General features: G+C 40.9%; 9 protein-coding genes and 1 pseudogene. 8 read left to right on the top strand and 2 right to left on the bottom strand.

All coding sequences use genetic code 11. The annotated features are described in order from the left end of the window. The first annotated feature begins 79 nt into the window (after nt 1–79). From rsmH to HT701_RS02115, 5 genes are all read left to right on the top strand, one after another. Nucleotides 80–1030, top strand: a complete 951-nt coding sequence (rsmH, locus tag HT701_RS02135; RefSeq protein WP_050086648.1) for a 16S rRNA (cytosine(1402)-N(4))-methyltransferase RsmH — start codon at nt 80–82, stop codon at nt 1028–1030. Between the two features lie 11 nt (nt 1031–1041). Next, a complete protein-coding gene (ftsL, locus tag HT701_RS02130; protein ID WP_000840840.1) occupies nt 1042–1359 on the top strand; it encodes a cell division protein FtsL in 318 nt (105 codons plus the stop codon). A 3-nt stretch (nt 1360–1362) separates the two neighbouring features. Next, nucleotides 1363–3615: a penicillin-binding protein PBP2X gene (gene pbp2X, locus HT701_RS02125; RefSeq protein WP_172931172.1), complete on the top strand. Its 2253-nt coding sequence runs from the start codon at nt 1363–1365 to the stop codon at nt 3613–3615. Nucleotide 3616: 1 nt separating this feature from the next. Continuing rightward, nucleotides 3617–4597, top strand: coding sequence for a phospho-N-acetylmuramoyl-pentapeptide-transferase (mraY, locus tag HT701_RS02120; protein ID WP_172931171.1), 981 nt, complete (start codon nt 3617–3619; stop codon nt 4595–4597). Nucleotides 4598–4936: 339 nt separating this feature from the next. Next, nucleotides 4937–7042, top strand: coding sequence for an ATP-dependent Clp protease ATP-binding subunit (locus HT701_RS02115; protein ID WP_172931170.1), 2106 nt, complete (start codon nt 4937–4939; stop codon nt 7040–7042). Between the two features lie 61 nt (nt 7043–7103). Here HT701_RS02115 and HT701_RS02110 read toward each other — a convergent pair whose 3' ends face one another. After that, nucleotides 7104–7586: an S-ribosylhomocysteine lyase gene (locus HT701_RS02110; RefSeq protein ID WP_172931169.1), complete on the bottom strand. Its 483-nt coding sequence runs from the start codon at nt 7584–7586 to the stop codon at nt 7104–7106. A 94-nt stretch (nt 7587–7680) separates the two neighbouring features. Then, entirely contained in the window at nt 7681–9165 is a 1485-nt protein-coding gene (locus HT701_RS02105) for a DUF1846 domain-containing protein (RefSeq protein WP_172931168.1), read from the bottom strand. Nucleotides 9166–9317: 152 nt separating this feature from the next. Between HT701_RS02105 and HT701_RS02100 the strand changes: the two genes are divergently transcribed. The 3 genes and pseudogenes from HT701_RS02100 (at nt 9318) to glf (ending at nt 14463) form a co-directional block, all read left to right on the top strand. Further along, on the top strand, nt 9318–10925 hold the full coding sequence (locus HT701_RS02100) for an alpha-glucosidase (protein ID WP_172931167.1): 1608 nt from the start codon (nt 9318–9320) through the stop codon (nt 10923–10925). 195 nt (nt 10926–11120) lie between these two features. Further along, nucleotides 11121–13076 (top strand): annotated as a pseudogene (locus tag HT701_RS02090) (peptide ABC transporter substrate-binding protein). 286 nt (nt 13077–13362) lie between these two features. After that, complete coding sequence (gene glf, locus HT701_RS02085; protein WP_100104644.1) at nt 13363–14463, top strand: UDP-galactopyranose mutase; 1101 nt, start codon at nt 13363–13365, stop codon at nt 14461–14463. Nucleotides 14464–14543 lie beyond the last annotated feature (80 nt).

The raw sequence follows: 14543 nt of genomic DNA, 5'->3' as shown, positions 1-14543 counted from the left end.
TGAACTTGAAATTTGGCCTCCTTATCCTATTTGTCTGACTAGTGCAAGCTTGTCGGATTTGTGGTAAAATAGATAAGATATGACAAAAGAATTTCATCATGTAACGGTCTTACTCCACGAAACGATTGATATGCTCGATGTAAAGCCTGATGGTATCTACGTTGATGCGACTTTGGGTGGAGCGGGCCATAGCGAATATTTATTAAGTAAATTAAGTGAAAAGGGCCATCTCTATGCCTTTGACCAGGATCAGAATGCCATTGACAATGCGCAAAAACGCTTGGCTCCCTACATTGAGAAGGGGATGGTGACTTTTATCAAGGATAACTTCCGTCATTTACAGGCACGTTTGCGCGAAGCTGGTGTTCAGGAAATTGATGGGATTTGTTATGACTTGGGAGTGTCTAGTCCTCAATTAGACCAGCGTGAGCGTGGTTTTTCTTATAAAAAGGATGCGCCACTGGACATGCGGATGAATCAGGATGCTAGTCTGACAGCCTATGAAGTGGTGAATCACTATGACTATCATGACTTGGTTCGAATTTTCTTCAAGTATGGCGAGGATAAGTTTTCTAAACAGATTGCCCGCAAGATTGAACAAACTCGGGAAGTCAAGCCAATCGAGACAACGACTGAGCTGGCAGAAATTATCAAGTCGGCCAAACCTGCCAAGGAACTCAAGAAGAAGGGCCATCCTGCCAAGCAGATCTTCCAGGCTATTCGAATTGAAGTCAATGATGAATTGGGAGCAGCAGATGAATCTATCCAGCAGGCTATGGATATGTTGGCTCTGGATGGTAGAATTTCAGTGATTACCTTTCATTCCTTAGAAGACCGCTTGACCAAGCAATTGTTCAAGGAAGCTTCAACGGTTGAAGTTCCCAAAGGTTTGCCCTTCATCCCAGATGATCTCAAGCCTAAGATGGAATTGGTGTCCCGTAAGCCAATCTTGCCAAGTGCAGAAGAATTAGAAGCCAATAACCGCTCGCACTCAGCCAAGTTGCGCGTGGCCAGAAAAATTCACAAGTAAGAGGAAAAAAGATGGCAGAAAGAATGGAAAAAACAGGTCAAATACTACAGATGCAACTTAAACGGTTTTCGCGTGTGGAAAAAGCTTTTTACTTTTCCATTGCTGTAACCACTCTTATTGTAGCCATTAGTATTATTTTTATGCAGACCAAGCTCTTGCAAGTGCAGAATGATTTGACAAAAATCAATGCGCAGATAGAGGAAAAGAAGACCGAATTGGACGATGCCAAGCAAGAGGTCAATGAACTATTACGTGCAGAACGTTTGAAAGAGATTGCCAATTCACACGATTTGCAATTAAACAATGAAAATATTCGAATAGCGGAGTAAGATATGAAGTGGACAAAAAGAGTAATCCGTTATGCGACGAAAAATCGGAAATCGCCGGCTGAAAACAGACGCAGAGTTGGAAAAAGTCTGAGTTTATTATCTGTCTTTGTTTTTGCCGTTTTTTTAGTCAATTTTGCGGTCATTATTGGGACGGGCACTCGCTTTGGAACAGATTTAGCGAAGGAAGCTAAGAAGGTTCATCAAACCACCCGTACAGTTCCTGCCAAACGTGGGACTATTTATGACCGAAATGGAGTCCCAATTGCTGAGGATGCAACCTCCTATAATGTCTATGCGGTTATTGATGAGAACTATAAGTCAGCAACGGGTAAGATTCTTTACGTAGAAAAAACACAATTTAACAAAGTTGCAGAGGTCTTTCATAAGTATCTGGACATGGAAGAATCCTATGTAAGAGAGCAACTCTCGCAACCTAATCTCAAGCAAGTTTCCTTTGGTTCGAAGGGCAATGGGATTACCTATGCCAATATGATGTCTATCAAAAAAGAGTTGGAAACTGCAGAGGTCAAGGGGATTGATTTTACAACCAGTCCCAATCGTAGTTATCCAAACGGACAATTTGCTTCTAGTTTTATCGGTCTAGCTCAGCTCCATGAAAATGAAGATGGCAGCAAGAGCTTGCTGGGAACCTCTGGAATGGAGAGTTCCTTGAACAGTATTCTTGCAGGGACAGACGGTATTATTACCTATGAAAAAGATCGTCTGGGTAATATTGTCCCTGGAACAGAACAAGTTTCCCAACAAACGGTAGATGGCAAGGATGTTTATACGACTATTTCCAGCACCCTTCAGTCCTTCATGGAAACCCAAATGGATGCCTTTCTAGAAAAAGTAAAAGGTAAGTACATGACCGCGACCTTGGTCAGTGCAAAGACCGGTGAAATCCTTGCTACCACCCAACGACCGACCTTTAATGCAGATACTAAAGAAGGAATCACTAAGGACTTTGTTTGGCGTGATATCCTCTATCAAAGTAACTATGAGCCAGGGTCAGCCATGAAGGTCATGACGCTCGCTGCTGCTATTGATAATAATACCTTCCCAAGTGGAGAATACTTCAATAGCAGTGAATTTAAAATAGCGGATGCGACGACTCGAGATTGGGATGTTAATGCTGGTTTGACTACTGGTGGGATGATGACTTTCTTACAAGGTTTCGCTCACTCCAGTAATGTTGGAATGAGTCTACTTGAACAAAAAATGGGAGATGCTACTTGGTTGGATTATCTAAAACGCTTTAAATTTGGGGTTCCAACTCGCTTTGGCTTGACAGATGAATACGCTGGTCAACTTCCAGCTGATAATATTGTTAGTATTGCTCAAAGCTCATTTGGGCAAGGAATTTCAGTGACACAAACACAAATGCTTCGTGCCTTTACAGCTATTGCTAATGATGGAGTTATGCTGGAGCCAAAATTTATAAGTGCTATTTATGATACTAACAATCAGTCTGTACGTAAGTCACAAAAAGAAATAGTAGGAAATCCTGTTTCCAAAGAGGCAGCAAGCACAACTCGAAATCACATGATCTTAGTTGGGACGGACCCTCTATATGGAACTATGTATAATCACTACACAGGAAAGCCAATTATAACAGTTCCTGGACAAAATGTAGCAGTTAAATCCGGTACGGCTCAAATCGCTGATGAGAAAAATGGAGGATACTTGGTTGGTTCTACCAATTATATTTTCTCAGGTGTGACTATGAATCCTGCTGAAAATCCTGATTTTATCTTGTATGTAACGGTTCAACAGCCTGAGCATTATTCAGGTATCCAGTTGGGAGAATTTGCCACCCCAATCTTGGAGCGGGCTTCAGCTATGAAAGAATCTCTCAATCTTCAATCTCCAGCCAAAAATTTAGATAAAGTTACGACAGAATCTTCTTATGCAATGCCTAGCATCAAGGATATTTCACCTGGTGAGTTGGCGGAAGCCTTACGCCGAAATATTGTGCAACCAATCGTTGTAGGTACTGGAACAAAGATTAAAGAGACTTCTGTAGAAGAAGGGACCAATCTTGCACCAAACCAACAAGTTCTCCTTTTATCGGATAAGGTAGAAGAAATTCCAGACATGTATGGCTGGAAAAAAGAGACTGCCGAGACCTTTGCTAAATGGTTGGATATTGAACTGGAATTTGAAGGTTCAGGTTCTACTGTGCAGAAGCAAGATGTTCGTGCTAACACAGCTATCAAGGACATTAAAAAAATTACATTAACTTTAGGAGACTAATATGTTTATTTCCATCAGTGCTGGAATTGTGACATTTTTACTAACTTTAGTAGGAATTCCAGCCTTTATCCAATTTTATAGAAAGGCGCAAATTACAGGCCAGCAGATGCATGAGGATGTTAAACAGCACCAGGCAAAAGCTGGGACTCCTACAATGGGGGGACTTGTTTTCCTCATTGCTGCAGTTGTGGTGAGTTTCCTCGTCGCTCTTTTTTCGAAACAATTGACCAATAATGTTGGTATGATTTTGTTTATTTTGGTCTTGTATGGCTTGGTTGGTTTTTTAGATGACTTTCTCAAGGTCTTCCGAAAGATCAATGAGGGGCTAAACCCCACACAGAAATTGGCTCTTCAGCTGCTAGGTGGCGTCATTTTCTACCTTTTTTATGAGCGTGGGGGCGATATGCTCTCTGTCTTTGGCTACCAAGTGCATTTAGGGATTTTCTATATTATCTTCGCTCTTTTCTGGCTAGTTGGTTTTTCAAACGCAGTAAACTTGACAGACGGTATTGACGGTCTAGCTAGTATTTCAGTTGTGATTAGTTTGTCTGCCTATGGAGTTATTGCCTATGTGCAAGGTCAGATGGATATCCTTCTAGTGATTCTTGCCATGATTGGTGGTTTGCTTGGTTTCTTTGTCTTTAACCATAAGCCTGCTAAGGTCTTTATGGGAGATGTGGGAAGTTTGGCTCTCGGTGGAATGCTGGCAGCTATTTCAATGGCTCTCCACCAAGAATGGACTCTCTTGATTATCGGAATTATTTATGTCTTTGAAACAACTTCGGTCATGATGCAAGTCAGCTATTTCAAACTGACAGGTGGTAAACGTATTTTCCGTATGACGCCTGTGCATCACCATTTTGAGCTTGGGGGATTGTCTGGTAAAGGAAATCCTTGGAGCGAGTGGAAGGTTGACCTCTTCTTTTGGGGAGTTGGGCTTCTAGCAAGTCTCCTGACCCTAGCAATTTTGTATTTGAGATAAGAATGGCACCCTGATGTTTCAGGGTGTTTTTGCTGTTTAAAAAATATTGGTCAATTAAAGTCAAATCCCTTGACCTTTTCTGACTAATGTAGTATATTATGAACGTAAGGTAAATGAAAGCCTTACTCGAACACTTATTTAAAGTAAAATAGAAAGAGGTGGGGTCTATGTTTAATCTAGAAATCTTCAGAAGCAAAGATAGTCTACTCCTGCTTGAAAAAGAAAAACCAGAAATAGTACCTAGAGTAGCGATTTAGCTAGTCTAAATTTTTTAAAACAAAGGTCAAAGATAGTCAATATCAGTAATCATAACTAAGTAAACAAAAAGAGGTAAAGAATATGAACAACAACTTTAATAATTTTAACAACATGGATGATTTGTTTAACCAATTGATGGGTGGTATGCGAGGATACAGTTCTGAAAATCGTCGTTACTTGATTAATGGACGTGAAGTGACACCTGAGGAATTTGCTCACTATCGTGCGACTGGTCAATTACCAGGAAATGCAGAAGTTGATGGCCAAATGCCACAACATACGTCAGGTATGAAACAAGACGGTGTCCTTGCTAAACTAGGTCGAAACTTGACAGCAGAAGCTCGCGAGGGCAAGTTGGATCCTGTTATAGGACGAAACGAGGAAATTCAAGAAACATCTGAAATCCTCTCACGCCGTACTAAAAACAATCCTGTTTTAGTCGGAGACGCAGGTGTTGGTAAGACAGCAGTTGTCGAAGGTCTAGCACAAGCCATTGTGAATGGTGATGTTCCAGCTGCTATTAAGAACAAGGAAATTATTTCCATTGATATTTCAGGTCTTGAGGCTGGTACTCAATACCGCGGTAGTTTTGAAGAAAACGTTCAAAACTTAGTCAATGAGGTTAAAGAAGCAGGGAATATTATCCTCTTCTTTGATGAAATTCACCAAATCCTCGGTGCTGGATCTACTGGAGGTGACAGTGGTTCTAAGGGGCTTGCGGATATTCTCAAACCAGCTCTCTCTCGTGGAGAATTGACAGTGATTGGGGCAACGACTCAAGACGAATACCGTAACACCATCTTGAAGAATGCTGCTCTTGCTCGTCGTTTCAACGAAGTCAAGGTCAATGCTCCTTCAGCAGAGGATACATATAAAATCCTTCAAGGAATTCGTGATCTCTATCAACAACACCACAATGTCATCTTGCCAGACGAAGTCTTGAAAGCAGCGGTGGATTATTCTGTTCAGTATATTCCTCAACGTAGCTTGCCAGATAAGGCTATCGACCTGGTCGATGTAACGGCAGCTCACTTGGCAGCTCAGCATCCTGTAACAGATGTGCATGCTGTTGAACGTGAAATTGAGGTTGAAAAAGACAAGCAAGAAAAAGCTGTTGAGGCAGAAGATTTTGAAGCAGCTCTAAACTATAAAACACGCATCGCAGAATTGGAAAAGAAAATCGAAAACCATACAGAAGATATGAAAGTGACTGCAAGTGTCAACGATGTGGCTGAATCTGTAGAACGAATGACCGGTATTCCAGTATCTCAAATGGGGGCTACGGACATCGAACGTTTGAAAGATATGGGTCATCGTTTGCAGACGAAAGTTATTGGTCAAGATAAGGCCGTTGAAGCAGTAGCAAAAGCTATCCGTCGTAACCGTGCTGGTTTTGATGAAGGCAATCGCCCAATCGGTAGCTTCCTCTTTGTAGGTCCAACTGGAGTTGGTAAGACAGAGCTTGCTAAGCAATTAGCGCTAGATATGTTTGGAACCAAGGATGCGATCATCCGTTTGGATATGTCTGAATACAGTGATCGCACAGCCGTTTCTAAGCTAATCGGTACAACAGCTGGTTATGTGGGTTATGATGACAATAGCAATACCTTAACGGAACGTGTCCGTCGCAATCCATACTCAATCGTCCTTCTCGACGAAATTGAAAAGGCTGATCCTCAAGTGATCACTCTTCTCCTCCAAGTCCTAGATGATGGTCGTTTGACAGATGGTCAGGGAAATACGGTGAACTTCAAGAATACTGTGATTATCGCAACTTCAAACGCAGGCTTTGGTTATGAAGCCAACTTGACAGAAGATGCGGACAAACCAGAATTGATGGACCGTTTGAAACCATTCTTCCGTCCAGAATTCCTTAACCGTTTCAATGCTGTCATCGAATTCTCACACTTGACTAAGGAAGACCTTTCTAAGATTGTGGACTTGATGTTGGCTGAAGTCAACCAAACCTTGGCTAAGAAAGACATTGATTTGGTAGTCAGTCAAGCGGCTAAGGATTATATTACAGAAGAAGGCTATGATGAAGTCATGGGTGTTCGTCCTCTCCGTCGCGTAGTTGAACAAGAAATTCGTGATAAGGTGACAGACTTCCACTTGGATAACCTTGATGCTAAACACCTAGAAGCTGACATGGAAGATGGTGGTTTGGTTATTAGTGAGAAAGCTTAACTAGAGATTTTGAGAATAAAAAAAGAAGGAACCAGCTGAAAAACTGGTTCCTTTTTTGTGTTTAGATCACATGACGTTCAAAAGCATCGTCTGAAATCCCTTGTTCTAGGATGAGTTTAGCCCATTCTTTAGCAGAAAAGAGGCTGTGATCCTTGTAGTTTCCGCAAGATTCGATTGTTGTTCCAGGGACATCTTCCCAAGTAATAGTCTCAGCGATTTCCTTGAGCGAATCCTTGATAACAGCCGCAATTTCAGCGCTGGTGTGGCGCCCCCACATAATCATGTGGAAGCCTGTGCGGCAACCAAATGGCGAACAGTCAATCATGCCGTCAATGCGAGTACGGATGAGTTTTGCCAAGAGGTGCTCGATAGTGTGAAGGCCAGCAGTAGGGATAGAGTCTTCATTGGGTTGCACTAAACGAATATCATAATTGGAGATGATGTCTCCCTTTGGCCCTGTTTCTTCCCCAATCAAGCGAACATAGGGTGCTTTAACAATGGTGTGATCAAGTTCAAAACTTTCAACAATAACTTCTTTTGACATGGTAAATCCTTTCAGTTTTCTTCTTTCATTATAACATAAAGCTGGCTCCTGAGACAGAGAGAAAACCTCTCCGAGGGTGGAGAGGTTGAATTCTTTACTTGCGATACAAGCGGTCGTATTGGTAGTATGGGTCAAAGGTTACATTGATACCCAATTTGCGAAGGACATTCTTGTCTTCATCGGTTAAGATGATGGTTGAGTGGGCTTCGCTTCCTTTGAGGTTGCCAAGTTCTTCCATAGCACGAGCAGCATCAGGATTTTCTGTAGCTGTGATAGCAAGTGCAATCAGGATTTCATTTGAATGAAGGCGCGGATTGCGACTACCGAGATGATCGATTTTAAGGCCTTGGATTGGTTTGACAACTTCAGGTTCGATTAGTTTCACTTCTTTAGCGATGTCAGCTGATTTCTTGATGGCGTTGATAAGAGCAGCTGCTGTAGGGCCAAAGAGCTCTGAGTTCTTACCAGTGACAATTTCCCCATTTGGCAATTCAAGAGCTAGAGCTGGTCCGCCAGTTTCTTCGGCTTTTTGGCGTGCAGCAATAGCCACCTTACGGTCTGCTGGTGTGATACCGAGGTCATTCATAAGCAACTCAATTTTCTTGACAGCAGCTTGGCTAACTTTTTCGGCTTTGAAGTCAAGAACTGTTTGATAGTAGCGACGGATAATTTCTTGTTTAGAAGCTTCGATAGCCGCTTCGTCATCAGTAATAGCGAAACCAACCATGTTGACACCCATGTCTGTTGGTGAAGCGTATGGAGATTCACTAAGGATACGTTCTAACATACGTTTGAGAACTGGGAAAATTTCAATATCACGGTTGTAGTTGACAGTGGTCTCTCCGTAGGTTTGGAGATGGAAGGGGTCAATCATGTTGACATCATCAAGATCCGCCGTTGCTGCTTCATAGGCCAAGTTAACGGGATGATGAAGAGGAAGATTCCAAACTGGGAATGTTTCAAATTTAGCATAACCAGACTTGATACCATTGATTTGGTCGTGGTACATGTTTGACATACAAGTTGCCAATTTTCCAGAACCAGGTCCAGGAGCGGTTACGACAATCAAGTTACGACTGGTTTTGATGTAGTCGTTTTTCCCCATACCTTCTGGAGAAATGATGTGATCCATATCTGTTGGATATCCTTTGATTGGATAATGAAGATAAGAATCAATTCCGTTTTTCTCAAGTTGGTTGCGGAAGGCATCTGCAGCAGGTTGGCCAGCGTATTGTGTAATGACAACGGAGCCAACGAAAATCCCTAATTCATTGAATTTGTCAATCAAACGGAGAACTTCTTGGTCATAAGAAATGCCCAAGTCACCACGTGCTTTAGAATGTTCGATGTTGCTCGCATTAATGGCAATCACAACCTCAACCTGCTCTTTCAATTCTTGCAAGAGCTTGATTTTGTTGTCAGGCTCATAACCAGGAAGGACACGAGCAGCGTGGAAATCTTCTAACATTTTGCCGCCAAACTCCAAGTAGAGCTTGCCGTCAAATTGGTTAATGCGCTCCAAAATGTGGTCGCGCTGTAGATTCAAATATTGTTCAGAACTAAAAGCTTGTTTTTTCATTTTTTTACCTCTGACCTCTATTATAATAAAAAATTGGAAGTTAGGAAACTGCGGAGTTAAAAAAGGAATCAAAAAGATTAGGCAAACGCTTGCACTAAAATTCAAAAAACGCTATCATAGACTATAGATTATGAAAATAATGAGGTAAGAAGATGCAAGAAAAATGGTGGCACAATGCCGTAGTTTATCAAGTTTATCCTAAGAGCTTTATGGATAGCAATGGAGATGGAATTGGCGATTTGCCAGGAATTACCAGTAAGTTAGACTATCTAGCTAAGTTAGGAATTACAGCGATTTGGCTTTCTCCCGTTTATGACAGTCCGATGGATGATAATGGCTATGATATTGCTGATTATCAAGCGATTGCAGCTATTTTCGGGACTATGGAGGACATGGATCAACTGATCGCGGAAGCTAAGAAGCGTGATATCCGTATCATCATGGACTTGGTGGTCAATCATACCTCAGATGAACATGCTTGGTTTGTCGAGGCCTGTGAAAATCCTGATAGCCCTGAGCGAGATTACTATATCTGGCGGGACGAACCCAATGATTTGGATTCTATCTTTAGTGGTTCTGCTTGGGAATACGATGAAAAGTCAGGTCAATATTATCTCCACTTTTTCAGTAAGAAACAGCCCGATCTCAACTGGGAAAATGAAAAACTTCGTCAGAAAATTTATGAGATGATGAACTTCTGGATTGATAAAGGCATTGGTGGTTTCCGGATGGATGTTATTGATATGATTGGCAAAATTCCTGACGAGAAAGTAGTCAATAATGGCCCTATGCTCCATCCCTATCTCAAGGAGATGAATCAGGCGACCTTTGGAGATAAGAATCTCTTGACAGTAGGGGAGACTTGGGGAGCAACGCCAGAAATTGCTAAGCTCTACTCGGATCCAAAGGGCCAAGAATTGTCTATGGTCTTCCAGTTTGAACATATCGGTCTTCAGTATCAGGAAGGTCAGCCTAAATGGTACTATCAAAAAGAGCTGAATATTGCTAAGTTAAAAGAAATCTTCAACAAATGGCAGACAGAATTAGGAGTTGAGGACGGCTGGAATTCGCTCTTCTGGAACAATCATGACCTTCCTCGTATCGTCTCAATCTGGGGAAATGACCAAGAATACCGCGAAAAATCTGCCAAAGCCTTTGCAATCTTACTTCATCTCATGAGAGGAACTCCTTATATCTACCAAGGTGAGGAGATTGGGATGACCAACTATCCGTTTGAAACACTGGATCAAGTAGAAGATATTGAATCCCTCAACTATGCGCGTGAGGCTCTTGAAAAAGGTGTTCCGCTGGAAGAAATTATGGACAGTATCCGTGTCATTGGACGTGACAATGCCCGTACCCCTATGCAATGGGACGAGAGCAAAAACGCCGGTTTCTCGGCAGGTCAGCCTTGGTTGGCGGTTAATCCAAATTACGAGATGATCAATGTCCAAGAAGCGCTGGCAAGTTCAGATTCTATTTTCTATACCTATCAGAAACTGGTCCAAATTCGCAAGGAGAATAGCTGGCTAATTCGAGCTGACTTTGAATTGCTTGACACGGCTGACAAGGTCTTTGCCTATATCCGTAAAGATGGCGACCGTCGTTTCCTAGTTGTGGCTAACTTGTCCAATGAAGAGCAAGACTTGGCAGTAGAAGGAAACGTCAAATCGCTCTTGATTGAAAACACCCTAGCTCAAGAAGTCTTTGAAAAACAAATCTTAGCTCCATGGGATGCTTTCTGTGTGGAATTACTATAAATATTTTTTACAGAAAAATTTAAAATTGAAATCGCATAAAAACAAGGGAAGGCTGTATGAAAAGGCAGAAATCCTTTGTTTTTTATAACCAAGGTTTATAAACTTTCATTCTCGAAATTCAATTAACTTTACAAATTTCCACTATTTTGGTAAAACAAACCTATGTTACAAAAACTAACATAAAGTAGAAGGGAGATGAATACAAAAAAGAGTGTCCTTAGTGCAGGCCTGACTTTTGCATTTGCCTTGCTTTTAGCTGCTTGCGGACAATCAGGTTCAGATACAAAAACTTACTCATCAACCTTTAGTGGAAATCCAACTGCATTTAACTACTTGTTAGACTACTACGCTGATAATACAGCCATCATTACCAACCTAGTTGATGGTTTGCTTGAAAATGACAATTACGGAAATCTAGTTCCGTCTTTAGCAGAGGACTGGTCTGTTTCAAGCGGCGGTCTGACTTATACTTACAAATTGAGAAAAGTGCCAAATGGTTCACGGCTGACGGTGAAGAGTACGCCCCAGTTAAGGCACAAGATTTTGTGACAGGTATCAAGTACGCAGTGGATAATAAATCACAGGCCATTGACTTGATTCAAAACTCGATTAAGGGCTTGAATGATTATATTACAGGAGCGAATTCTGACTTTTCTAAGGTTGGGGTGAAGGCCATTGACGACCAGACTGTTGAGTATACTTTGTCACGGCCAGAACCTTACTGGAACTCAAAAACAACCAACAGTATTCTTTTCCCAGTAAACGAAGAGTTTTTAAACTCAAAAGGGAAAGATTTTGGTACCCTATCTCCAGATAGTATTCTCTACAGCGGACCTTATTTGTTAAAAGATTTCACATCAAAATCATCAATCGAGTATGCGAAAAATCCGCATTACTATGATCATGACAAAGTATCAATTGAACATGTGAAATTGGCCTATTTTGATGGTTCAGACCAAGAATTGACCATCCGTAACTTTGAAAGTGGAGCTTATTCTATCGCTGGGGTTTATCCAAATAGTTCTAACTTGGCTAAGACCAAGGAGAAATATAAGGATAATATCGTCTATAGCTTGCAGGACAAGACTTCTTGGTATTTCAATTTCAACGTTAACCGTAAGGCCTACAATCACACTGCTAAAACGACAGATGAGCAGAAGAAGTCAACTGAGACAGCTGTTTTGAACAAGAACTTCCGCCAAGCGGTGAACTTTGCCTTGGACCGCACAGCCTATTCTGCTCAGTCAAATGGGGAAGAAGCAGCTAGCAAGACTCTTCGTAACACCCTAGTACCTCCTACATTTGTCCAAGTTGGAGACAAGACCTTTGGAGAAGTAGTCGCTTCTAAATTGGTCAACTACGGAACAGAATGGTCAGGTATTAACCTGGCAGATGCTCAGGATGCCTATTTCAACAAAGAAAAAGCCCAAGCAAAATTTGCGGAAGCTAAAAAAAATTGGCAAGTCAAGGTGTGACTTTCCCAATTCACTTGGATGTTGCAGTTGATCAGACAAGTAAAAATGCTGTGACAGGCATGAACTCAGTTAAGTAGACCCTTGAGTCGGTTTTGGGGGCTGATAACATCGTCATTGATGTTCAGCAACTTTCAACAGATGATTTTAATAATGTAGCCTTCTTAGCACCGACAGCAGCTGATAGAGACTATGATTTGAACTTTGATGGCTGGGTAGGTGACTATCAAGATCCATCAACTTATCTCAATCCTTTCAATGCAGAGGATGGATTCTACCTTAAGATTTTTGGACTAGATGCCAAGGAAGATAAGGAAAAAATCACTAGCCTAGGTCTGGATACCTATACTAATATACTTAAAGATGCAGATAGTGAAAATAAAGATGTAGCCAAACGTTACGAAAAATATGCTGAAGCACAGGCTTGGATGATTGATAATTCTCTGATTATGTCAGCTATGTCAAGTGGTGGAACAGCATCTGTAACCAAAGTAACGCCATTTACAAGAGGCTATTCATTGGCTGGTATTAAGGGTGATGGCAATAACTACAAGTACATGAAACTGCAAAAGACACTGTGACGACTAAACAGTTTGAAGAAGCTAAGACCAAATGGGATCAAGAAAGCAAAAAAGCAATCGAAAAAGCCCAAAAAGAAGCAGAAAAACATGTTAAATAGTTAGAAATAGCCTTTTCAAGGAAAATCATAAAGACAAACATCAGTTTTGGTGCTTGTCTTTTTAAATCACTCGGCTATTGAAAACTGAGAAATGATTTGTTTTGTGCTAAAATAGATTGAAACGAATACTCAATAAAAATTAAAGAGTAACTGAGAAGTTAGCTCAAAGTACTGTTTTGAGGTTGCAGATGGACGCTGACGTGGTTTGAAGAGATTTTCGAAGAGTATAAGATTCTCTCTTTTGCTATAGTTAAGGAGATGAGAGGTAAATGATAAGGGAGAGACTATGTACGACTATCTAATCGTTGGTGCTGGTTTGTCGGGAGCAATTTTTGCTTATGAAGCAACCAAGCGTGGAAAAAAAGTAAAAGTTATTGATAAACGTGACCACATTGGTGGAAATATCTACTGTGAGAATGTAGAAGGGGTTAATGTTCATAAATATGGTGCCCATATCTTTCATACTTCTAGTAAAAAAGTTTGGGATTATGTGAATCAATTTGCTGAGTTTAACAATTATATCAACTCGCCTCTAGCTAATTACAAGGGTAGCCTTTATAATCTACCTTTCAATATGAATACTTTCTATGCTATATGGGGGACAAAAACTCCTCAAGAGGTCAAAGATAAGATTGCTGAGCAAACGGCTCATATGAAGGACGTTGAACCGAAAAACTTGGAAGAGCAGGCTATCAAGTTGATCGGTCCAGATATTTATGAAAAATTGATTAAAGGATATACTGAAAAGCAATGGGGACGTTCTGCTACTGACCTTCCACCGTTTATTATTAAACGTCTACCAGTTCGTTTGACTTTTGATAATAACTACTTCAATGACCGTTACCAGGGTATTCCAATTGGTGGTTACAACGTTATCATTGAAAATATGCTCAAGGATGTGGAAGTAGAACTTGGTCTTGACTTTTTTGCCAATCGTCAAGAATTAGAAGCTTCTGCTGAAAAAGTTGTCTTTACAGGGATGATTGACCAATACTTTGATTATAAACATGGTGAGTTAGAATACCGTAGTCTTCGTTTTGAGCATGAAGTTTTTGATGAAGAAAACTATCAAGGAAATGCTGTTGTCAACTATACAGAACGAGAAATTCCTTATACTCGCATTATTGAGCATAAACATTTTGAGTACGGAGCACAAGCTAAAACGGTCATTACTCGTGAATACCCAGCAGATTGGAAAGGTGGAGATGAGCCTTATTATCCAATCAATGACGAGAGAAACAATGCCCTATTTGCTAACTATCAAGAAGAAGCAGCACAGAATGATAAGGTCATTTTCTGTGGACGTTTGGCTGATTATAAATACTACGACATGCATGTAGTCATTGAACGGGCCTTGGAAGTGGTCGAGGAAGAGTTGGGACAATAATGCAAGGATTCCGTTATTTTAGAATCTTTGCTACTTAAGATTTTTATACTAAACTAAAATAAAAAAGTATTATATAATAG

This window comes from Streptococcus sp. 10824, assembly GCF_013276595.1.
Lineage (GTDB): Bacteria > Bacillota > Bacilli > Lactobacillales > Streptococcaceae > Streptococcus > Streptococcus pseudopneumoniae.
Note: the sequence above shows the minus strand (reverse complement) of the source record. Positions and strands in the feature narration are given on the sequence as shown.